Source organism: Pseudomonadota bacterium (genome assembly GCA_040752895.1).
Lineage (GTDB): Bacteria > Pseudomonadota > Alphaproteobacteria.
Window position 1 is genome coordinate 260,121 of record JBFMHN010000003.1, and the last position, 21,167, is coordinate 281,287.

The window sequence follows — 21,167 nt, forward strand, 5'->3', positions numbered from 1 at the left end:
GGCAGACAGTATCGGATGCCCGAGTCAGCGCTTCCGTTTTAGCTTTTATTTGCTCGCGATGAATCGCGCCGCACTTGGCAGACTATGACAATTCGCGGCTGCATCCTTGCCGATTAAATTGACTACCTTGTCGATTCGATCAGGAGGAACCCGCATCCGTGCGCCTTGTAAGGCGGCTACGATAGCGTCAATCTGTCCTGATTTTCCCAGAACCTTCTGAAGGAGATCGTGGGTCAGAAGGTCGGCGGTTGAGAAGACAGTCAGGCCTTGGAACCGGGTGGCGCAGATATTTCTGGCCTTGCGCTCATCAAGGATGGTCATCGCGTTTGCCCCCACCGCAAAAGCGATAGTTGCCGCTTCGCCGTCATCGAGAGTCTGAGCGGCATGGCCTTCAATCAACGTTTCATAAACCACAAGGTCGGTCGGATCGAGAGCGACGGTCTGCAAAACTCGCTGGCGTACAAGGTCCTGCAAGGCCTCGCTGTCAGTGTGGCCGTTACGCGCGCCATTGGCGAGCTCGGCCGCCGCATTCTCCGTGACCAGAAATGGATTCGGGAAAGCACGAATGATTTCGTGCGCGCGGCCCGTAGCGTTGAGATTGATAACAACGCTGGCATCGATAACGAGCGGGGTTTGCGGTTTATCAAGAAAGCTTGACGAGCTCATTGGCCTCGCTTTCTTCGTTTTCCGCCCCGTCGAGAAGCTCCCGGATTTGATGACGGTCCAGTTTGAGTAACCGCGAAAGCTGTCCTTCACTGTAGAGGTCGCGTTTCCACGCCTCGCGCGCCAGAAGGGCAAGCCGCTGAGGAACAAGCCCCTGCGCCTCAGCCGTATGGGCATAGCGGTTTGGGAGTTCGCCCAGCACTTGTTTCGCTTGCTCATCCGTAATGCCGCCATTCTTCTGGAACCAGTCCCAGGTTCCACGTTTGGCAAGCGACAGCTCTTCAAGTCTCCTGACCATCGCTTCCCGCGAAATGCCGAAGGCATGGGCAAGAATGATGATATGGCGACGGGTGAGGTGGCTCTGGCCTGCCGTGATCTCGGCAAAACGCTGTCTTACCGCCCGTGCCGGCGTCAGGAAGCAGCGCCCGAAGGCATCCGCATAGCGCTCTTCGCGTGACTTAAAGTCTTCGTCATCGGTGAGAACCTCAGGCTCCCGGCGCGTAGAGGTCAGGTGGCCAAGTTCATGCCCCCCGGTTTGCACAACGCGTTCGGCAGGATGATTGGCGTTTAAAAGCATACAAGCGCCGACCGCATCATCGTACGCGAAGAGGCCGGACACTTTGCCGTCCAGACGCCGTACATAGACACGGATGCCAAGCTGAAGGCCGAGCAGAGAAACGATGTCGAGAACAGGGCCGGGTCCGAGGCCGAGCCAGTCACGTAGTTCCTGGGCGTCCTGTTCCGCTTGCAGCCTCACATCGCCGGGAAGTATCGGCCGTTCAGGCGGATAGTTCCTTGCGCGGTGAACGCCAAGGGCGTTTTCAAGTTCGACTTCGGCGCTGACGAGGTCATTAAGGAGTTGCGCGGCGTCTTCAGTCGCCTTGTCCGCACTCTGCGGCAGTTTGCGAAAGCGCGGCACCATATCCAGGTGGACTGACTCCTGGCGCAGGATTGCGTTGGCGGACGTGCGGTAGAGGGCCGCCAGCTTCTGGAGCTCATCGGTTTTGACCCGCCGTTGGCCCTGTTCGATGGCCACAAGCGTGGTGCGTGCGACCTCAATCGCGCTTGCAGCATCGGCCTGCGTGAATTTGGTGGCTTCGCGCGCTACGCGGAGGCGCTCGCCAATGACAACATCAGAAAGTTTTTCAGACGGCATGGTCATTTCTCAATTCGCGACCATTGCCTGATAAAGGAACGCGCCCCCAATGAACTCATAAAGCTTTTCCACTCCTCTCTGTGGCGGCTGACCAATCCAGCCAGTTGTCTTTCGGTGTCCTCAACAGACCGGCCAATCGCCGGGGCCACCAGTTTGGCGTGCCGCCGAATGATTGGTTTGCCGTCCTCTTCGGCCAAATCGGCAAAATGGTCCATGTGCAAAACGCCGGCAACCGCATATGCCCGGAATGCCGGGCTCATTCTCGTGAATTTCGGGTCTACGGCGGCCTCAAGCGTTTCAGCCGACATGTCGGTGCAGATATACGTGCCTGCGTCCTCTTCAAGCCCGGCGGCATGGACGCTGACACGCCGCAGCATGCAGGCCGCACAAGCACCGCACTGACGACGCGTACCGCCTATAGAGGCCCATTGATTGTTGCGCCAGCACGATCTGGTCTTCTTCCACTCTTCGTCTTTGTCGATAGCGGCAAATGCGGCGAGACTTTGCCCCTTGGTGCTCCATAGCTGCGGAAAATCGTACTGAATGTCTTTCTTCAGCAGCACCTTCAGGAAACGCTGCATTTTGCTCGTGAACAGCGGGTGATTCCGGTAATCGGGATAGCCATGGCTGACAGCCACGAGGACCGGGCCAAAAATGCCCTGGCCGCTTTCAGGCAGAAGGACTTTTCCCGCGTTCGTGAGATAGGCGGCAATGCCGCTTATCATCGCGAACTTGAAACCACGGCTTCGCGCGCTCGTTTCACGGTTAGGCATATCGCATGAGACATCATAGGGGACAGCAGTGAACGGCTGCCCCTTGCTCTTGCGAGTAGGCTTCTTTTTGCTAACCCGTACCAGGACGAGTTTTCCGTCAAGGTCGCGTTCCATCAGGCCGGCGACGGCAAGGGAATCCATGCCGTCGCTAAAAGCTAGTACGGCTTCCGTTGGCATGGACAGGTTCAGATAGTCCAGGGGCGGCGCAGGGGCGCGGCTGTGGCGTTTGACGAAGCTTATCGACCAGTAATCGCCCGTCAGAAAGCCGATAGCGTCATGCAGTGACGATATGATGCCCGGCGCGTTCCAGCGGTCCGGATCATGAACGGGGATGCGCACCGATAATTGGCGCGGCCAGCCCCGTGGCGGTCGTTTGACAATCCTGTCTGCATATTCGATGGCGGCGGCAACCACCATGGCGTCAAATATGACTTCTTCCCAGCGCGCAAAGGCGTAGGACTCGAGCGCAGCCGTAGAAAAGCTGAAGTCGCGGCCGAACTCGAAGGACTCTTTGTCTTTGCGCGGTCGGCGGCCTTTCTCGACAACATCGATGGCTTTGTCCGGAATCCGCTGATGTTGGGGGAGCTCATTCATCGCAGGGCCGGCCCTTCATCAATCCCGGTATGCTTGGGGAGAGGGGCAGCGCTCTTTGCCGGTTTGTCGGAAGACATGACTTCGGATGCAAGAGCGCCGAAGTCACATTGGCTGCGTGCAGCGTCCAGCCGGTCGCGCACGAAGCGTGCGCTGCGGTCGCTTCCCTCACGCTGATAAACCTCTTCGACGCTGCGAAAGGCGTTGCGCGTATATTCATCAAAGGCATTTTGCAATGCCGTGCCGCATGCTTTATCGCCGGTCAGGCCGTCGGTGACGGCCTCGATGGCGCAGTTGACAAAGGCATTACCCAGTGCGGAGCCACGGCAGTTATTCCGGGCCTCTTCAAGCTGAACAATCCGGTCTTCCTGAAAGAGCTTTCCCTGGCGTCCGCCGCCCAAGATGTCGCGGACCCGTTCAAGCGGGAGTTCGCGCGCGTCTTTCTTCAACGCATAGGGCAGGGCCTCGCGCACTGCGCCTTCCGAAAAGACGGACTTTGCCGCCCGTTCGGCGAGGTCTTTCCAGTGCCTGCGCATCGGCAGGCTTCTATGAGGGCCATCAGTCATGGTGAATCTCCATGTCAGATATATAACACAAAAAATCTGACAATGTCAAAAACGGAGATTCTGGTTGTTTCTGCTTGGTTTCAATCGTCTTGCCGTTGGCGCGTCCGGTCAGCCGGACCGGGCTCTAGGCGCAAAGCGCCCGGAGCCGCCGTAGCGTCTCCGCCCTGGAGAGGGTAACGATCCCTCGCGCTTGGGCAGTCTTTCGCTGCTGCCAATATGCGAGGTGGTGAGGGATGGGGCATAATAAGCCAAAATTGGCATGTTAGTGGCAGTTATGGCGTATAAAATGCCAGAAATGGCACTTACACCATTTTTTATGTGTTGATTTAAAAGGCCAATTCTGGCATATTATAGTCAGAAACAGCTTTTAATATGACAGAAATGGCATGTTATGGAATTCACAGGAGATATTTCTGATAATGCGGTTCTCAAGGAACTGGGCAGCCGTGTTGCCCGGTACCGGCTGAACAGCAATTTGACCCAGGCGGCTTTCGCCAAGGAGGCGGGCGTCTCACTGCGAACGGTCATCAGGGTCGAACACGGGGAGTCTACGCAGACATCCAATCTCATCCGGATTTTGCGGGCGCTCCGCATCCTAGAGAATTTCGAGGCCCTCATTCCCGAGCCCGCGATGAGCCCCATTCAGCAACTTCAGTTGCACGGAAAAAGCCGCAAACGCGCCTCTCCCGAACCCGACAAGTCCGAAGCCAAAAAGCCGTGGGCCTGGGGAGACAGTGAATGACGGTTGCAGAGGTACGACTTTGGGGCAGGGCCATAGGTGCTGTCAGTTGGAATGACGATACAAAGCTCGCCAACTTCGAATATCGCCCGGAATTTGTCGGCAGCGGCATCGAAGTCTCGCCGATAACCATGCCGCTTGCTGACCGTATTTATTCGTTTCCGGCGTTGCCGCGAGAAAGTTTTCACGGATTGCCGGGCCTTCTTGCGGACTCGCTGCCGGACGATTTCGGCAATGCGCTCATAAATGCATGGCTTGCGCGGGAAGGCCGCGATCCGGGAAGCTTCAATCCGGTCGAACGCCTTTGTTACACGGGTAATCGAGGCATGGGCGCTTTGGAATATGCGCCGTCCTCAGGTCCTTCTGCCGCCACATCCGAGAGAGTGGATGTCAAAGCGCTGGTGGACCTTGCCAGCGAAATCCTCACCAAAAGGAATCAGCTTAAAGGCTCCTTTGCGGTTCCGGATCGGGAGGCCTCCCTTCAGCAAATTCTACGTGTCGGCACATCCGCTGGCGGAGCAAGGGCCAAGGCCATCATTGCCTGGAACCCGGAGACCAATGAAGTCCGCTCGGGTCAAATAGACGCTGGTAAAGGGTTTTCGTACTGGCTCCTCAAATTTGACGGTGTTTCCGGCAATAAGGACAAGGAACTCGAAGACCCCACCGGGTACGGCCTCATCGAGTATGCCTATCACAAAATGGCGGTGGCGGCCGGAATTGCCATGAATGAGTGCCGGTTACTCAAGGAAAACGGCCGTAGCCATTTTATGACCCGGCGCTTTGACCGGACGAAAACCGGGCAAAAAATCCATATGCAATCTCTCGGCGCAATGGAGCATTTCGACTTCAAAAAGGCCGGGGCCTATTCCTATGAACAAGCCTTGCGCACAATTCGTAAGCTCGAAATGTCCGCAGACAGCATTGAAGAGCAGTTCCGGCGCATGGTGTTCAATATCGTCGGTCGTAATCAGGACGACCACGTAAAGAACATAGCGTTTCTTATGGATAAAAAGGGCGTCTGGACGCTCTCGCCGGCCTTTGATGTTACCTATAGCTACAACCCCAGCGGGGCGTGGACCAGCAGCCATCAAATGTCGCTGAACGGCAAACGCGATGATTTCGGTATCGATGACCTTAAGGCTTGCGCCAAGAACGCATCGATGAAGCGGGGACGTGCAGAGGAGATTCTCAGGCAGGTTCAGGACGCCGTACTGAACTGGATGGATTTCGCCGAAGAGGCGGGGGTTCCGGTGGAAGTTGCCAAAAAGATCAGGAACGCCCAGCGCACCGATATATTGAAGTAGTTCGCTGAGATCGCCTCAGGCATTGTTTCCGGCCGGACGCGAGATTTGGCGCATCAGCGGCACCCGGTCAGGCCGCGTCCGGAATCATTCGCGTAAAGTATCGATTTTCGACACTTTACGCGTACGATTGCGGAATTCTTTGGAATTGAAGGGCCATCAATCCCGGCGCAGCGAAAAGTCTATGAAAGCAGTTGCGAGCCCCCGCAACCAAATAAAACGCTGTCAACTCAATGAGTTGGCGGCGTTTTGCTTTTGCGCCCCGTGTTGCAACGGAACGCAACATGATCCCGAAAGATTCCAAACACTTACGGCCAGTCCCGATTCTTCCGTGCGACACGGACGCGACACGGAACGGGCTAATGTTGCCATTGTGTTCTTGGCATTTGCATCCCCTCTGGGCCTCCGGATTGAAAGTTCCGGATATCAGGCGTATATTACGGCTGTAAATACGGTTATTCCGGATCAAAGACGTAATATGAAGGGACGGAAAGATGCAGACCAAGACCGAACGGTTTGAAATGCGCCTCGACCAAGCGATGGTGGATCGCCTTGACGCTTGGCGGAGTCAGCGGGATGACGTGCCTTCAAGGGCAGAAGCCGCGCGCCGTCTCATTGAGATCGGACTCCAGCAATATGCAGCAAAAGGCGTGCGTATCAGCGATGGCGAAAAATTAATCCTCTCAATGCTTCGCGACCTTTATCGCCATCTCGAGGTAAAGGGTGGCGAAATCGACCCTGATTTCGTGCTATCTGCACTTGTAGGCGGCCACTATTGGGGTTTGGCGTGGGAGCATGGCGGCTTATTCCATGGCCATGAGGATCGTGAGCAGGCCGTATCCGAAGTCGTCAATATCCTCGATATGTGGTCGTTTCTCGAAAGCGGCTACGCGCGGCTGACAGACGACGATAAAGCGCGAATTGCCTCGGAACTAGAGTCGCTAGGTAAGGATGTTCGCTTCCCGGGTTTCGACGGCAATAATGAGTCCGAGCACTACAGTATTTCCCGGTTCTTGATTGACGACATGGATCGGTTTTCGTCATTCAAGGGTCGAGACTTGAATTCGCACCACCCGGTCCTCGATGGCTATCGGCGCATGCTGCTCGTGTTTGAGCCAAAGCGGCGCACCTTGACCGGCGGCGAGCTGGATGTTTCGCAAATTATTGCTGTACTGCATGCGCGAATGCGAGGCTGAGGTGGAATCGCCCTCCTGCCGCGAATGAGATAGGCTACGCGACCTGAATGATGGAGCGCTCCCTGTTCACGATCACGTCGCCGCTGTTGCCACGCCATCGAGCCGCACGCGCACCGTGGTGATACCGTTGCCGGCGGCCTCCGTGGCGATGCCGACCGGGTAGAGGCCGGTGCCGGGCAGGTCGATCTGCTTGGCGCTCGCGTCCCAGGCGACGCGCGCGCCCTGGCCGATCACGATCGCCGGCGCCTTGGGCAACTCATAAACGCCCACCGTGGCGATCTCGACCGCCTCACTCTCGTCGGCGGTGAATGCGGCGACGCCGAACAAGTTGCCGACGACGATGCCCTGGCCCGAGGCGATCCCGCCGGCGGGCGCCGTCACCGAGATCATGTCGCCGTTCTGAATGAAGTTCTTCATCGCTCATACTTTTTTCGTGAAACTAATCCTGTCGGAGGCGACCGGCGGGTAAAAAAACCGTAGATAAATTTTCTTCCTATGCTTTCTGCGCGGCAATCGCCGGTCATGTAACGCTTGAAGAGTCGCGTCGAGCCGCATCGGTCACACGGCTTGCATGCCTCCGCATGCGGATGGCGCGTCGCGTTGGATTCCTTGTCAGGGCGATTTCGAAAAAGCCTTGAGGAGACGTTGTCCGTTTAACGGATTTTAAACTAATGCGGGAAAATACTCGTCATACGACAACTTTAACGCGAGCACGGGCCGGCCCATCCGGGCCGGAAGACGGCGAGCAAAAGAAGCAGGTGCGCCCAAGCGGCGCCATCAGGGTGGAGACGAACCGATGAACGACTACGGATTGAAAGAACGCCTTTCCTTCATGGAGATCGACGAGAAGACTCGCGCCACGCTGCGCGAATTGCTTCCCTGGCTGAAGGAACATTTGCCATCGATCCTCGATCAGTTTTATAGCCATATTGCAAAATACCCCACCGTCGCTCGCCTCTTCCCGGACGACCAGTTGAAAGGCCGCGCCAGAACCGCCCAGCTCCAGCACTGGACGCTGATCGCTTCGGCCGATTTCGGCACCGATTATGTCGAATCCATCCGCCTGGTCGGTCAGGCGCACAACCGCTTGGGGCTGGAGCCGAGATGGTACATCGGCGGCTATGCTTTCATCATCACGCGTCTGCAGCAGCAGATCGTGACGGGCCTTCAGAAGGGCTTGTTTAAGAAAAATAGCCGTGAAACCCTGGCGCGGTATCTCACCGCCGTCAGTAAGGCGGCGCTCCTCGACATAGACTTCGCCATTTCCGTCTACCTTGATGAAGGCCGCCGCGAGAAGGAGGAGGCCACAAAACGTATCGCCGAGGTCTTCGAAAAGAATATTGGCGCCGTCGTGGACGCGGTGGCTTCCGCCGCGACGGAATTGCAATCCACGGCCGCCTCGATGTCGGCGGCGGCCGAGGAGACCAGCCGTCAAAGCGAGGCTGGCGCTTCCGCCACCCAGCAGGCGAGCGCAAACGTCCAAACCGTCGCGGCAGCAGCCGAAGAACTTTCTTCCTCGATCACCGAGATCAATCGTCAGGTCAAGCAGTCGTCCGATATCTCGAGCCGGGCCAACATGGAAGCCGAACGCACGAACGAAACCGTCCAGGGCCTTTCCGGCGCCGCCCAGAAAATTGGCGATGTCGTCAACTTGATCAGTGAGATCGCCGAGCAAACGAATTTGCTCGCGTTGAACGCGACGATCGAGGCGGCGCGCGCTGGTGAGGCGGGAAAGGGCTTCGCGGTTGTCGCCTCCGAGGTGAAAAATCTCGCCACCCAGACGGCGAAGGCGACGGAAGAAATTGCAACCCAGATCACCGAGGTGCAGGGCGTCACGAAGGACACCGTGAACGCCATCCAAAGCATTCGCGAGACGATCAAGGAAATCAACACAATCGCGGAAGGCATCTCAAGTGCTGTCGGCGAGCAAGGTGCCGCCACCCAGGAAATCGCGCGGAACACCCAGCAGGCCTCGACCGGCACCCAGGAGGCGAGCAACAATATTTCGAGCGTAAGCCAAGCCGCTTCCGACACCGGCGCCGCCGCGCAGGAAGTCTTGCGCGCGGCGGGTCAGCTTTCCGAGCAGGCCGAGACGCTGCGTTCGGAAGTCGATAAGTTCGTTGAGCAGGTACGGGCGGCTTAAAGGCCGAACGGCCGGTTCAGGGAGAAAACATAAGGCCGGCCCGCTTTACGCAGCGGACCGGCCTTTTTTCTTTTTAACGGTATGTGTTCCGCCGCCTTGGCGGGCCTTTGTTTGAGCGGGAAGACGCGCCCCCCTGCAATGGGATTGTGCTTCTCCGCCGAATGCCCATCTAATGGGGGCAAGGGGTGGGCTTAAGATAAGGAGAAAAGCATGTCCCGTTTGCTGTCCACGTTCGTCCTTGTTATCGGGTTTCTGCTGCCGCACGCCCTTGCCGCCAAAGGGCCGCTTACGGCTGAGGAAAGTGCCATCAACACGGTCATCCAGGCCCAGCTCGACGCCTTCCGGCGCCACGATGCGAAGGCCGCGTTTTCGTATGCCGCTCCCGGCATTCAGGCAAAGTTCCGGACGGCGGAGAATTTCATCTCCATGGTCGCGACGCAGTACCTGCCGCTCTATAGCCCGAAGCGGGTCGAGTTTCTCGGCCTCTCGCAGGAAAGGGGCGGGGTCCTACAGCGATTGAAGGTGCTTGGGCCGGATGATCGGGAGTACGTCGCCTACTACCCGATGGAGCGGCAACCCGACGGCAGTTGGCGAATCGGCGGCTGCTTCATCGAACCGGCGGCTGGTTTCGACGCCTGAGCGCCGGGCAATCGCCGGCGATTGAAAAAGGCCGCCCTACTTTAGGGGTTCGCCGCGCCCTGGCTCCCGCACGCAAAACCAGAGCAGAAGCAGCCCGATCACCAGGAACGGCAGGACCGTCGCCATGCCGACGCGCTGGCTTGCCGTAAGCGTGACGGCAAGGCTGAACAACGCCGGTCCCAGGAAGGCCGTCGCCTTGCCGGTGAGGGAATAAAGGCCGAACATCTGCGAATGCATGCCTTCCGGGGCAAGCCGGGCCATGAGCGACCGGCTGGCCGACTGCACGGGGCCGAAGAAGGTGCCGAGCAGAAGCCCAAACCCCCAGAACCAGGCCTTCGATTCCGTGAGGAGAATGGCAACCGACGTCAGGAGCAATGCGACCAGGGCGATGGCGATGACGCGTCGCGCGCCGATCCAGTCGTCGAGCCAGGCAAACGCCGCCGCGCCGATGCCGGCCGTCACGTTCAGCGCAATTCCGAACTGCAGCACCTCGATCATGTCCATCCGGAACGTCTCGGCGGCGTAAATTCCGCCGAACAGGAAGATCGTGTTGATGCCGTCGATATAAAGCATATGCGCGAGCAGGAACCAGGCGACGGCTGGGTAGCGCCGGATCGTCCGCAGGGTGCCGAAAATTTCGCGCAAGCCCTCGCGCAGGACTTGACCCGCCGGGCGGCCCGTTGCCGGCTCGTCCGGCGTGAAGAGGAAAATCGGGAGCGCAAAGAAGGCGAACCAGATCGCGGCCAGCAGCATCACCGCGCGGATGTGTTCGGCTGCTGCCTTGTCGAGGCCGAAGGGCGGGGTCTCCGGCTGCACGAGCCAGAGAAGGGCGATGCCAAGGCTGACCAGCCCGCCCGCGTAGCCCGCTCCCCAGCCCCAGCCTGAGATGCGCCCCAGCAAACGGTTGGGCACGAAGCCAGGCAGCATGGAATTGTAGAAGACGGCGCCAAGCTCGAAACCGACATTGGCGATGGCAAGCAGGGTAAGCGCGAGCCACGCGTCGCTCGTCATCGGCCGCACGAACCACATGCCGGCGACGCCGAGGATCGCAAGCAGGCTGAAGGCGGAAAGCCAGGGCTTTCGACGGCCGGCCTTGTCGGAGAAGGCGCCGAGGATCGGGCTTAAGACCGCGATGACGAGGGCCGAGATGCTGATCGTCCGCCCCCATTCGGCCGAACCCTGCATCGGGTCGGCGGCGACGGCCTGGGTGAAGTAGGGGGCGAAAACGAAGGTGAGGACGATTGCCGGGAAAGTCGAGTTTCCCCAGTCATAGACGCACCAAGCCGTGACGGAACGCAGGAATCCGGCCGGTCTCTTGGGGCTTTCCTTCCTATCCGGCAAGGACTTCACCGAGGTCGGCGGCGCGCGGGCAGGACTCGATGGTTTCGATCGCTTCGAGGATCGCCGCGCTCTTCTTCGCGTCGATGGCCAGCGCCGCGTTCCCCTGAAACTTCGCGCGAATTTCTTTCACCGTTAGAGGGCGATCCGCGCAACCCCGGTTTTTATGTTCGCGGTGGGAAAGCACCCGCCCGTCCTGCAATGTGACGCGCAGTTCGCCCGAGAAATACTTCGGAAAACCGGAATTCGGGTCAACCGCGTAGTCGACCTTGCCGGCCAGCGCGAGGGTCGCCGGGTCCGACAGCGTCGGAGGCTCCAGTTCGGCCAGGCCGAAATGCCCGCGTGTGATGGCGACGGCGACGAGGTAGGGAATGCTGAACTGGGCTTCGTACCCGTTCGCGGGCCTTCGCTTCTTCTCAAGCGGTTCGCAAACGGTTTTCACGACTTCCTTGGGCACCAGGGCTTGGATATGCGCGATCGCTTCCGGTTGCAGCTTGTTGGCTTCGCGCAAGGCAAGGGCCGCGTCGATGCAGGCGTGGGCGAAATGGCAGGCCGGGTAGGGCTTCGTCGCGACGTTGCGAAGCTCCCACACCTCGCCCAAGTCCGCCGTCGCAAGACCATAATCGCACTTCGCTTCCTCCGGCCCGAGATGGGATTTGTAAAGGCCGAAACGGCCTTCGTACGCTTCCCTCGGGCCGACGAAGCCGTGCTTCGCCAGCATCGCGGCGGTTAGGCCAGCCGCCGCCGCCCACCCCGGGTGCAATCTTTTCGTCCAGGCGCCGTCGGCCAAGAATTCCATGCTGCCGGAGGCCAGGCTAAGCGCGATGCCTTGCGCCATGCCAAGCGCCTTGGCGTCAAGACCGAAAAGTTTCCCGGCAATCAGTGTGCAGCCGAAGATGCCGGCAAGGCTGGTTGGATGAAACCCCACGTAATGAAACCCGCCTTTCGCCACGGCGCCGATGCGGGCGCTTGCCTCGATGCCGAGAATGAAGGCGGTCAGCATTTCGCGCCCGGAGGCTTTTGCGAGAGTGGCGGCGGCCAGCGCGGCAGGAAAGGCGCTTGCCGTCGGGTGGACGATGCCGGCGACGTGGGTGTCGTCGTAGTCGAGGCCGTGGATCAGGAAGCCGTTCATCACCGCCGCGTCGCGAAGCGGAAGCCTTTCCTTTCGTCCGATGACGGGGGCGTTGCCTTGCCCGGCGATGGCGGCAAGCCCTTGCAGGGTTTTTTCCGAAAAGTCGAAGGTCGTTGCGGCGAAGGCGATCCCGACCGCATCCAGGATGAGGAATTTTGCGCGTGCGCGCACATCCACTGGCACGTCGTTTCCGTCGAGATCGGTGGCGAATTCGGCTAAGCGTTCCGCGATGGTGGCCATGGCAGGCGGCCTTTCGGCAAGGTTTGACGCGACTCGAGAGTTACCCGTCGGGACAGCTTTTTCTATAGCGCCTTCAAGCCTGCATAGGAAGCAAAGGGGTGGGGTCGATAACGGGATAGGCGTCGTAGCGGTGCGCAGCTTCACCGTCCGCGCGATGGTCTTGAACGGCTTGGCGCAGTTCGAGGTGAAGGTGGTTGGTGATTCCGGGGTAGCGCCGGGTAAGGTCTTGCACCGTACCGAGGCGGGTTTTTCCGGCCTCGACCGGCTCGCGCATCTTGACGGTCGGGCTCACGTAGAAATGGCGGACGATAAGGCCCGCTTCCATCGTCACCTCCACGTAACGGTAGTGGGAATCGTTCCGGTAGGGCCAACCGATACGGGTGACGACGCCGCTCACCGCGCTGGTGACTGGCGTGCCCGCGGCGGCAACAAGGTCAACCCCCTGATGCTTTCGCTTGCCACCGTTCCGGGCGGCGCCGAAATGGCCTTCGCCCTGTGCGTCCCGTTTCCGGATCACCGGGTTCGGCACTGGGCTTGCCAAGCGCGGAAGCGGCGGCATGGCGGGGTCGGAAGGAAGCAGGGTATTCGGGGTTTCGCGGGACATGGGTCGCCTTTCGGTGAGTTAGGAATAGTATCCTAAATTAATTGGCGCGGTGGCGTCAAGAGGGTCGCGGCTTTCCGGTTGCCTTTGGCGGAAGACGCCGCCAGATTCCCGCCATGACCGCGATGGAAAAAAATCTCGACCGGCGCCTTTCCGTGGCGCCGATGATGGATCGGACGGATCGCTACCAGCGCTCTTTCCTCCGGCGCATCACGCGGCGCACGCTTCTCTATACGGAAATGGTGACGGCGGACGCCGTCCTGCACGGGGATCGCGCGCGCCTTCTCGCCTTCGATGAGGAAGAGCAGCCGCTTGCGCTTCAACTCGGCGGTTCCGAGCCAAGCGCCCTCGCCGCCGCCGCCCGCATCGGCGAGGCCTTCGGCTATGACGAGATCAATCTTAACGTCGGCTGTCCGAGCGACCGCGTTCAACGCGGCCGCTTCGGCGCCTGCCTGATGGCGGAGCCCGAGCGCGTCGCCGCTATCGTTTGCGCGATGCGGGACGTCGTTGCGGTCCCGGTCACGGTCAAGACCCGGATCGGGGTGGACGCGCACGACGATTACGAATTCCTGGCCCGCTTCGTAAGCCTAGTCGCCGCCGCGGGCTGTGCAACTTTCATCGTGCACGCCCGCAAGGCCTATCTCCAGGGCCTAAGCCCGAAGGAGAACCGTACCGTCCCACCGCTTCGCTACGAGGTGGTCTATCGGCTGAAGACGGATTTTCCGGATTTGGAGATCGTTCTCAACGGCGGCGTCGAGACGCTGGAGGCGGCGGAAGATCATCTCCGCCAGGTGGACGGCGTCATGATCGGCCGGGCGGCGTACGAGAACCCTTATCTTTTGGTGGAAGCGGATCGTCGCTTCTTCGGTGACGCGGCCCCGCCGCCCGTCCGCGAGGCGGTGGTTCTGGCCATGCTGCCCTACCTCGAAGCGAAGGTCGCGGCGGGGGTGCCCTTAAGCCGGATGACGCGGCATCTCTTGGGGCTTTTCAATGGGATAGCGGGGGCTCGCGCCTGGCGCCGATGTCTGACGGAAGAAGCTTTCCGCGCCGATGCCGGCCCGGAAATCGTGACCAAGGCCCTGCGCGCGATGGGGCAGCCGGAAACGCGGGCCGCGACCGCTCTTTAGGCGCGGCAATCAGACGCTGAAGGATTCTCCGCAGCCGCAAGTGCCGGTGGCGTTGGGGTTGCGGAAAACGAAGCCCGACTGGAACTTGTCCTCGACGTAATCGATCTCGCTGCCGATCAGGAACATGAGGGCCGCCGGCTCGATGAAGATCGTCACGCCCTTGTCCTTCAGGGTCTCGTCGCCGGGAATGACCTCCTCCGCATATTCCAGCCTGTAGGAATGGCCGGAGCAGCCGGCGTTGGTGACGCCAAGCCGCAGGCCAAGAACGGGCTTCTCCTGCCGCCGTGCCAACAAATCCTTGACCCGTGCGGCGGCGGTATCCGTAATCGTTAGAGGGGCCTTTTGTTCCATTCTTCTTTTCTTCCTTCTTCCGCCTTCTTTCTAGAGAAGGCCGACTTCAAGCTTGGCGGCCTCCGACATTCTACTCTGATCCCAAGGCGGGTCGAAAACAACTTCGACCTGCGCCTCCTTGACGTTCGGCACACTCAACAACTTCTGACGGACGTCCTCCGCCAAGATGTCGCCCATCCCGCAGCCCGGCGCGGTCAGGGTCATCGTGACCTCGACCCGGCTTCCCCCGTTTCCTTCGAGGGCCGTCGTCTTGCAATTATAGATAAGACCTAATTCGACAATGTTAATGGGAATTTCCGGGTCGTAGCAGGTCCGCAGCTGCTCCCAGATTGCCTCTTCGTTCGCCTCGCCGTCTGCCTCGGGAGCGGCCGACGGTGCCGCAGCGCCTGCCGCCTCCAGCCCGAGGGCGTCGGCGTCCTTGCCGTCGATGCGCGCCAGGTTGCCGTGCACGGCGACCGTATAGGAGCCGCCCAGCGCCTGGGTAATCGTCACCGGCGTACCGGCCTGCAGTTCGACCTTCGTGCCGGCCGGAATGAGGGTCGCGTCGCAGTCCCGCTGCAGAGTGAGGACGCCATCTTCCGTCATCGTTTTTCCTTATGTCCTATTTGTCCTATTTGTCCTATTCGGTCTTCACGGCTTCGGTCTGCCGGTTCAGCGCCGCCGCCAGGGTGTGCCAGGCAAGGGTTGCGCATTTGACGCGGGCGGGAAACGCGCGGACGCCGGCAAGGGCGGCGAGCTTCTCAAGCTCAAGCAGCTCGTCCGTCGTCGGCGGCTCTTTCCGCGTGATAAGTTCCTGGAAGCGCCGGAACAAGTCGTTTGCCTCCGCTTCCGTCTTGCCGATCACCATGTCCGTCATCAGCGAGGCCGATGCTGTCGAAATGGCGCAGCCGGCACCTTCGAAGGCGGCGTTCTTCACGATCCCGTCCTGCACGGTCAGCCGCAGGGTAAGCCGGTCGCCGCAAAGGGGATTGAACCCTTCCGCCTCGCGGTTTGCGCCTTCCAGCCCGCCGAAATGCCGCGGCCGCTTGCTGTGATCAATGATGACCTCTTGGTAAAGTTCTTTCAGATCGAACATTAGCCAAAAATCTCCAGAACTTTCCGGATGGCGGCGGCAAGCGCGTCCACGTCTTCCTTGGTGTTGTAGAGGCCGAAAGAAGCCCGCGCCGTTGCCGGCACGCCGAAGCGATCCATAAGCGGCTGCGCGCAGTGATGGCCGGTTCGGATGGCGACTCCCTCGCCATCGAGGATCGTTCCGATGTCGTGGGGATGGGCGCCGTCCAGGGTGAAGGAAAGGATGCCGCTCTTTTCCTTCGCCGTTCCGATCACCCGCAGGCCCTTGATTTCCGAAAGGCACTGCGTGGCGTAGTCGAGAAGCGTCCCCTCGTGGGCCTGGATCGCCGCAAGCCCAAGCCCCTGCAGGTAGTCGATCGCGGCACCAAGCCCGATGGCGCCGGCAATATGCGGCGTTCCGGCTTCGAACTTGTAGGGGATGACGTTGTATTCCGTCTTCTCGAACGTCACCGAGCGAATCATGTCGCCACCACCTTGATAGGGGGGCATCGCTTCCAGATGCTCGGCCCTGCCGTAAAGGACGCCGATGCCGCTCGGCCCATAGAGCTTATGGCCGGAAAAGGCGTAGAAATCGCAACCGAGACCCTGAACGTCCACCGGCCGGTGGGGGACGGCCTGGCAGCCGTCGATAAGGACGGGCACGCCTTGGGCATGGGCAAGACGGACGATTTCCCGGACCGGCACGACCGTCCCGATCGCATTCGAGACATGGGTGATCGCGACAAGGCGGGTGCGCGCGTTCAGAAGCCTTTCATAGGCCCCCATTTCGATCTCGCCGGCGCCGTTCACCGGCACGACGCGAAGAACCGCGCCGGTCATCTCCCTCAAGATTTGCCAAGGGACGATGTTCGAATGGTGTTCGAGGTGGGAAAGAACGATCTCGTCTCCTGCCTTGAAGCGGGTGCGGCCGAAACTCTGCGCCACTAGGTTGATCGCCTCCGTTGCTCCGCGGACGAAGATAATCTCGCGGGTCTCGCGGGCGTTCAGAAAGGCGCGGACCTTCTCCCGCGCCCCTTCGAAGGCGGCCGTCGTCTTTTCGGAAAGTTCGTAAACGCCACGGTGGATGTTGGCGTATTCCGTAGTGTAGACGTGTTCCACCGCCGCGATCACCGGACGGGGCTTTTGCGCGCTTGCCGCGCTGTCCAGGAAGACAAGCGGCTTGCCGCGCGCCTTGGTTTGCAGAATGGGAAAGTCCCGTCGGGCGCGGGCGGCGTCGAAGGCGGGCGCCGGTTGCTCTATGTGGTGCGCCATCTCCGTCATGGGTGCCCGCTTGTCTGCCTTGGGTTCGCAAGCCAGTTCGCCATCATGCGGTGCAGCAGCTCGCGGACGGGTGCCACCCCGATTTCCTCGATCTGTTCCGTCACGAAGGCTTCCGTCAAGAGGCTGCGCGCCGTTCTTTCCGAGATCCCCCGCGAACGGAGGTAAAAAAGCGCCAGCGCGTCGAGCTCGCTGACGGAGGCGCCGTGGCTGCATTGAACATCGTCGGCGTGGATTCGCAATTCGGGCTTTGCGTTCACTTGGGCCGTGTCCGACAGCAACAGCGTCCGACTCAACTGATGCGCCACGGTTTTCTGGGCATCCGGCTGGACGACGATCTTGCCCTGGAAAACGCTTTCCGCGCGGCCGTCCACGACGCTTTTGTAGATTTCGTTGGAACGGCTTCCGGGCTTCAGGTGGTCAATCACGGTCGTCGTATCCAGGTGCTGGCGGCGACGGGCAAGATGGACGCCGTTCAGGCGGCAGTCGATCCCGCTACCGTCGAGCAGGACCTGAATCTCGTTCCGGGCGAGTTCGGCGCCAAGCGACAGCGCGAAGTTTTCGTAGACCGTGCGATCGGCAAGCCTCGCGAGGGTAAGGGCGGTGTGATAGGCGGCCTCGCCTTCCTCTTGCACTTTGTAGTGGCGAAGGTGGGCGCCTTCCGCGAGGACGATCTCGGTCACCGCGTTCGTCCAATAGCTAGCCTTCGTCTTTCCGACATAGCTTTCGATGACATTCGCCCGGCATCCCTTGCCGAGGATGATCAGGTTGCGAAGGTGCAGGCCGGCGTTTGCGGCCGCTTCCGTTGCGAGGAAGACGAGGTGAAGCGGGGCTTCGAGCGCGGTTCCGGCTTCGATCACAAGAACCGTCCCCTCCGCTATGAGGGCCGTGTTCATTTCGAGAAGGGCAGTCACTTCCGGGGTGCCGGCCTGGGCGAGGTGGGCCTTCACCAGCTCGGGGTGCCGGCAAAACGCCTCACTCAGAGGAAGGACCCGGATACCTTTCGGCAGCTCTTTTTCCGCCTGTCGTTCAATCGCGAATTGGCCATTCACGAAAACCATGCGATGGCCGGGAAGGTCGCCAAACGGTTCCGGCAGGTCCGCGGCGGGCGTCTTTCCCGCTGTGGCCTTCGGCGCGAAGACGTCCTTCGCAAGCGGCGCCAGGTTCGTGTATTTCCACGCCTCGACCTTGCGCGTCGGAAAGCCGTGTTCGCCGAATAGCCGCAACGCCTCTTCTCGGAGGGCGGCAAGCCAAGCCTGCCCTTTGCCGGGAAGGCCTTGCCGCCATTCCGGATAGCGTTCGATATATTCGACGCCGGTCATTGCCATGGGGTTCGTTCCAAGGGTTTGGGTCAGGCGCTGGCCGTTACGGGCGCCGCGCCGGTCTTTTCGATATGGCCGTAACCCTTCTTTTCGAGTTCAAGGGCAAGTTCCCTACCGCCGGTCTCGACGATGCGGCCTTCCGAAAGGACGTGCACTTTATCCGGGACCACGTATTCGAGAAGCCGTTGGTAGTGCGTGATCAGGAGGATCGCCCGCTCCGGTGAGCGAAGGGTATTGATCCCGTTCGCGACGACTTTCAGGGCGTCGATATCGAGGCCGGAATCCGTTTCGTCGAGCACGGCAAGGGCGGGAGCCAGCAGCGCCATTTGGAAAATTTCGTTCCGCTTTTTCTCGCCGCCGGAGAAGCCGACGTTTACGCCGCGCTGGAGAAGGTTTTCGCTGATGCCGAGAAGTTTTGCCTTCTTCCGGGCTACCTTCAGAAATTCGATGGCGTCGAGTTCCGGCTCGCCCCGGTGGGCGCGGATCGCGTTCAGCGCCGCCTTCAGGAAATACATATTCGAAACGCCGGGAATCTCGACCGGGTATTGAAGGCCCAGGAAAAGACCCTCGCGGCCACGCGTCTCCGGCGGCATTTTCAGAAGGTCCTTGCCCATAAAAAGGACCTCGCCCTCCGTCACTTCATAGCCGGGGCGTCCTGCGAGTATGTGCGCGAGCGTGCTTTTGCCGGAACCGTTCGGCCCCATGATGGCGTGCACCTCGCCGGCCTCTATGGAAAGGGTAAGTCCACGCAGGATCGGCCGGTCTTCGATCGTTGCGTGCAGATTTCGGATTTCCAGAAGCTTTGCCATGTTCCGCCTTTTCCTTCTCAGCCGACCGCGCCCTCTAGGGTAACGCTCATCAATTTCGTAGCCTCGACCGCGAATTCCATCGGCAACTCCTTGAAGACCTCTTTGCAGAAGCCGTTGACGATCATTGAGATGGCGTCTTCTGACGAAAGCCCCCGCTGGTTGCAATAGAAAAGCTGGTCCTCGCCGATCTTCGAGGTCGTTGCCTCGTGCTCGACGCGGGCCGTACGGTTCCTCGATTCGATGTAGGGCACCGTATGGGCTCCGCAGGTGCTGCTTAGAAGCAGGGAATCGCACTGGGTATGGTTCCGGGCGTTTTCCGCCCCGCCCAGAATCTTGACGAGCCCGCGGTAGGTGTTCTGGCTTTTTCCGGCCGAAATGCCCTTCGAGACGATCGTGCTGCGTGTGTTCTTGCCGATGTGGATCATCTTTGTGCCGGTGTCGGCCTGCTGGTAATTGTTCGTCGTGGCGACGGAGTAGAACTCGCCGACCGAATTATCACCCTGCAGGATGCAGCTCGGGTATTTCCAGGTGATGGCGGAGCCGGTTTCGACCTGCGTCCAGGAAATTTTCGAGTTTCTTCCGCGGCAAGCGCCCCGCTTCGTGACGAAATTGTAGATGCCGCCTTTTCCTTCCTTGTCGCCGGGGTACCAGTTTTGCACAGTTGAATATTTGATTTCTGCGTCGTCCAGCGCCACCAGCTCGACGACCGCCGCGTGGAGCTGGTTCTCGTCCCGCATGGGTGCCGTGCACCCTTCGAGGTAGCTCACGTAACTGCCCTTGTCCGCGACGATGAGGGTGCGCTCGAACTGGCCGGTTTGCGCGGCGTTGATCCGGAAATAGGTCGAAAGCTCCATCGGGCAGCGAACCCCTTCCGGCACATAGACGAAGGAGCCGTCGCTGAAAACGGCGGAATTCAGCGTCGCGAAGAAATTGTCGGAATAGGGAACGACGCTTCCCAGGTATTTTTGCACGAGCTCCGGATGGTTGGCGACCGCCTCTGACATCGGGCAAAAAATGACACCGGCCTCCGCCAGCTTTGCCTTGTAGGTGGTTGCGACGGAAATGCTGTCGAACACGGCATCGACCGCAACCCCGGCGAGGGCCTCCCGTTCCCTTAAGGGAATGCCAAGCTTCTCGTAGGTGGCCAACAATTCCGGGTCGACCTCATCGAGGCTTTTCGGCCGATCCTTGTCGGATTTTGGCGCCGAGTAGTAATAGGCATCCTGGTAGTTGATCGGCGGGTAATGGATATTCGCCCAACTGGGCTCTTCCTTTCCAAGGGCAAGCCATGCGCGGTAGGCCTTCAGCCGCCATTCGAGGAGCCAGGCCGGTTCATCCTTCTTGGCCGAGATGAAATGGACTGTGTCTTCGGTCAGGCCGCGCGGCGCGCGTTCGGATTCGATCTCGGTGACGAAGCCGTACTTGTACTCCCCCGTGACGGAGCGGATGGTTTCGGCCGTGTCGGTGTTCGTTGTCATGCGTTTGGTTCTTTCCGGTATTCTGGCCTTCAAGCGGCGCCGATGCCTTTTTCGTCCTTCGCCAGCGCCGGCCCGAAGAAGGGCGGCAGTGGCGTCGTCAGGTCCGAAAGTTTGATTTCGGATAACGCGCTCCGGACCGTGCGGTTGATGATTTGCCAGTTGCTGCGGACCGGGCAGAAAGATTCGATCCCGCAGGAGCCGTGGGAGTCCTCGATGCAGTCGGTCAGCGCGATGGGCCCGTCGAGGGCGGAGATGATGTCCGCCACGCTGATCGCGGCGGCCCCTCGCGCGAGCCGGTAACCACCCCTCGCCCCTCGATAGGAGGTGAGCAGGCCGGCGTGGGTAAGACGCTTCAAAACCTTGCTTACGACCGGTGCGGGAAGGCCAAGATCGCTCGCCAGATCCGGGGCGCTGAAACGCTGGTTCGGATGGGCTGCGATATGGCTCATCAGGACGACCCCGTAATCGACGAGCCGGTTCAGGCGAAACATGACAACATTCCTAAAATTAAATCAGCACCAATTTAGTCTGCTTTAAAATTAGGGAATATGGCGTCCCTGTCAAGGGCGGAACGCCTAGATTTTCCTTTAAAAATCTAGGGATATTCGGCAGCCGGTCCGGGCGCATACCCGCCGCTTCGCCCGCGGTTTCGATGGGGCGGAAAGAAAATCCAC

General features: G+C 60.1%; 22 protein-coding genes. 6 read left to right on the forward strand and 16 right to left on the reverse strand.

The window, feature by feature from the left end:
* Positions 1–45: 45 nt before the first annotated feature.
* From AB1781_07545 to AB1781_07560, 4 genes are read right to left on the reverse strand one after another with little or no spacing between them, the layout of a single operon-like run.
* Positions 46–666 (reverse strand): hypothetical protein, encoded by a 621-nt coding sequence (locus AB1781_07545; GenBank protein ID MEW5704419.1) that lies wholly within the window; start codon positions 664–666, stop codon positions 46–48.
* A complete protein-coding gene (locus AB1781_07550) occupies positions 644–1,825 on the reverse strand; it encodes an XRE family transcriptional regulator (GenBank protein ID MEW5704420.1) in 1,182 nt (393 codons plus the stop codon). Before AB1781_07550 ends, AB1781_07545 begins: the two co-directional genes overlap by 23 nt.
* Entirely contained in the window at positions 1,822–3,186 is a 1,365-nt protein-coding gene (locus AB1781_07555) for a 7-cyano-7-deazaguanine synthase (GenBank protein ID MEW5704421.1), read from the reverse strand. The genes AB1781_07550 and AB1781_07555 overlap by 4 nt, the downstream gene beginning before the upstream one ends.
* The gene (locus AB1781_07560; GenBank protein ID MEW5704422.1) at positions 3,183–3,749 is read right to left on the reverse strand and encodes a hypothetical protein; all 567 of its coding nucleotides are present in this window, start codon (positions 3,747–3,749) and stop codon (positions 3,183–3,185) included. Before AB1781_07560 ends, AB1781_07555 begins: the two co-directional genes overlap by 4 nt.
* A 391-nt stretch (positions 3,750–4,140) precedes the next feature.
* Here AB1781_07560 and AB1781_07565 point away from each other — a divergent pair, with 391 nt between their 5' ends.
* From AB1781_07565 to AB1781_07575, 3 genes are all read left to right on the forward strand, one after another.
* Positions 4,141–4,491: a helix-turn-helix transcriptional regulator gene (locus AB1781_07565; protein MEW5704423.1), complete on the forward strand. Its 351-nt coding sequence runs from the start codon at positions 4,141–4,143 to the stop codon at positions 4,489–4,491.
* The gene (locus AB1781_07570; GenBank protein MEW5704424.1) at positions 4,488–5,792 is read left to right on the forward strand and encodes a type II toxin-antitoxin system HipA family toxin; all 1,305 of its coding nucleotides are present in this window, start codon (positions 4,488–4,490) and stop codon (positions 5,790–5,792) included. The genes AB1781_07565 and AB1781_07570 overlap by 4 nt, the downstream gene beginning before the upstream one ends.
* Positions 5,793–6,283: 491 nt before the next feature.
* Positions 6,284–6,985: a YfbU family protein gene (locus AB1781_07575; protein ID MEW5704425.1), complete on the forward strand. Its 702-nt coding sequence runs from the start codon at positions 6,284–6,286 to the stop codon at positions 6,983–6,985.
* A gap of 72 nt (positions 6,986–7,057) precedes the next feature.
* Here the strand turns inward: AB1781_07575 and AB1781_07580 are convergent, their stop codons facing one another.
* Positions 7,058–7,402 (reverse strand): DUF2190 family protein, encoded by a 345-nt coding sequence (locus AB1781_07580; protein MEW5704426.1) that lies wholly within the window; start codon positions 7,400–7,402, stop codon positions 7,058–7,060.
* 379 nt (positions 7,403–7,781) lie between these two features.
* Here AB1781_07580 and AB1781_07585 point away from each other — a divergent pair, with 379 nt between their 5' ends.
* The gene (locus AB1781_07585) at positions 7,782–9,128 is read left to right on the forward strand and encodes a globin-coupled sensor protein (protein MEW5704427.1); all 1,347 of its coding nucleotides are present in this window, start codon (positions 7,782–7,784) and stop codon (positions 9,126–9,128) included.
* A gap of 210 nt (positions 9,129–9,338) precedes the next feature.
* A complete protein-coding gene (locus AB1781_07590) occupies positions 9,339–9,767 on the forward strand; it encodes a DUF4864 domain-containing protein (protein MEW5704428.1) in 429 nt (142 codons plus the stop codon).
* A gap of 36 nt (positions 9,768–9,803) precedes the next feature.
* On the opposite strand, the gene AB1781_07595 is transcribed toward AB1781_07590, so the two are convergent.
* The 3 genes from AB1781_07595 to AB1781_07605 all read right to left on the reverse strand — a co-directional run bounded on the left by AB1781_07595 (position 9,804) and on the right by AB1781_07605 (position 13,081).
* A complete protein-coding gene (locus AB1781_07595; protein ID MEW5704429.1) occupies positions 9,804–11,108 on the reverse strand; it encodes an MFS transporter in 1,305 nt (434 codons plus the stop codon).
* Positions 11,098–12,477 carry an MmgE/PrpD family protein gene (locus AB1781_07600; protein MEW5704430.1) on the reverse strand — a complete coding sequence of 460 codons (1,380 nt, stop codon included), beginning with the start codon at positions 12,475–12,477 and terminating at the stop codon, positions 11,098–11,100. The genes AB1781_07595 and AB1781_07600 overlap by 11 nt, the downstream gene beginning before the upstream one ends.
* Before the next feature lie 73 nt (positions 12,478–12,550).
* A complete protein-coding gene (locus AB1781_07605; protein ID MEW5704431.1) occupies positions 12,551–13,081 on the reverse strand; it encodes a M23 family metallopeptidase in 531 nt (176 codons plus the stop codon).
* 113 nt (positions 13,082–13,194) lie between these two features.
* Here AB1781_07605 and dusA point away from each other — a divergent pair, with 113 nt between their 5' ends.
* Entirely contained in the window at positions 13,195–14,205 is a 1,011-nt protein-coding gene (dusA, locus tag AB1781_07610) for a tRNA dihydrouridine(20/20a) synthase DusA (GenBank protein ID MEW5704432.1), read from the forward strand.
* A gap of 9 nt (positions 14,206–14,214) precedes the next feature.
* Here dusA and AB1781_07615 read toward each other — a convergent pair whose 3' ends face one another.
* The 8 genes from AB1781_07615 to AB1781_07650 are packed head-to-tail and all read right to left on the reverse strand — an operon-like array spanning position 14,215 to position 20,984.
* The gene (locus AB1781_07615) at positions 14,215–14,556 is read right to left on the reverse strand and encodes an iron-sulfur cluster assembly accessory protein (GenBank protein MEW5704433.1); all 342 of its coding nucleotides are present in this window, start codon (positions 14,554–14,556) and stop codon (positions 14,215–14,217) included.
* Between the two features lie 30 nt (positions 14,557–14,586).
* Positions 14,587–15,141, reverse strand: coding sequence for a putative Fe-S cluster assembly protein SufT (gene sufT, locus AB1781_07620; GenBank protein MEW5704434.1), 555 nt, complete (start codon positions 15,139–15,141; stop codon positions 14,587–14,589).
* A gap of 34 nt (positions 15,142–15,175) precedes the next feature.
* On the reverse strand, positions 15,176–15,631 hold the full coding sequence (gene sufU, locus AB1781_07625) for a Fe-S cluster assembly sulfur transfer protein SufU (protein ID MEW5704435.1): 456 nt from the start codon (positions 15,629–15,631) through the stop codon (positions 15,176–15,178).
* Positions 15,631–16,887: a cysteine desulfurase gene (locus AB1781_07630; GenBank protein MEW5704436.1), complete on the reverse strand. Its 1,257-nt coding sequence runs from the start codon at positions 16,885–16,887 to the stop codon at positions 15,631–15,633. Before AB1781_07630 ends, sufU begins: the two co-directional genes overlap by 1 nt.
* The gene (gene sufD / locus AB1781_07635; protein MEW5704437.1) at positions 16,884–18,212 is read right to left on the reverse strand and encodes a Fe-S cluster assembly protein SufD; all 1,329 of its coding nucleotides are present in this window, start codon (positions 18,210–18,212) and stop codon (positions 16,884–16,886) included. The genes AB1781_07630 and sufD overlap by 4 nt, the downstream gene beginning before the upstream one ends.
* 23 nt (positions 18,213–18,235) lie before the next feature.
* On the reverse strand, positions 18,236–19,015 hold the full coding sequence (sufC, locus tag AB1781_07640) for a Fe-S cluster assembly ATPase SufC (GenBank protein ID MEW5704438.1): 780 nt from the start codon (positions 19,013–19,015) through the stop codon (positions 18,236–18,238).
* Positions 19,016–19,032: 17 nt separating this feature from the next.
* The gene (sufB, locus tag AB1781_07645) at positions 19,033–20,493 is read right to left on the reverse strand and encodes a Fe-S cluster assembly protein SufB (GenBank protein ID MEW5704439.1); all 1,461 of its coding nucleotides are present in this window, start codon (positions 20,491–20,493) and stop codon (positions 19,033–19,035) included.
* Positions 20,494–20,522: 29 nt separating this feature from the next.
* Positions 20,523–20,984, reverse strand: coding sequence for an SUF system Fe-S cluster assembly regulator (locus tag AB1781_07650; protein MEW5704440.1), 462 nt, complete (start codon positions 20,982–20,984; stop codon positions 20,523–20,525).
* Positions 20,985–21,167 lie beyond the last annotated feature (183 nt).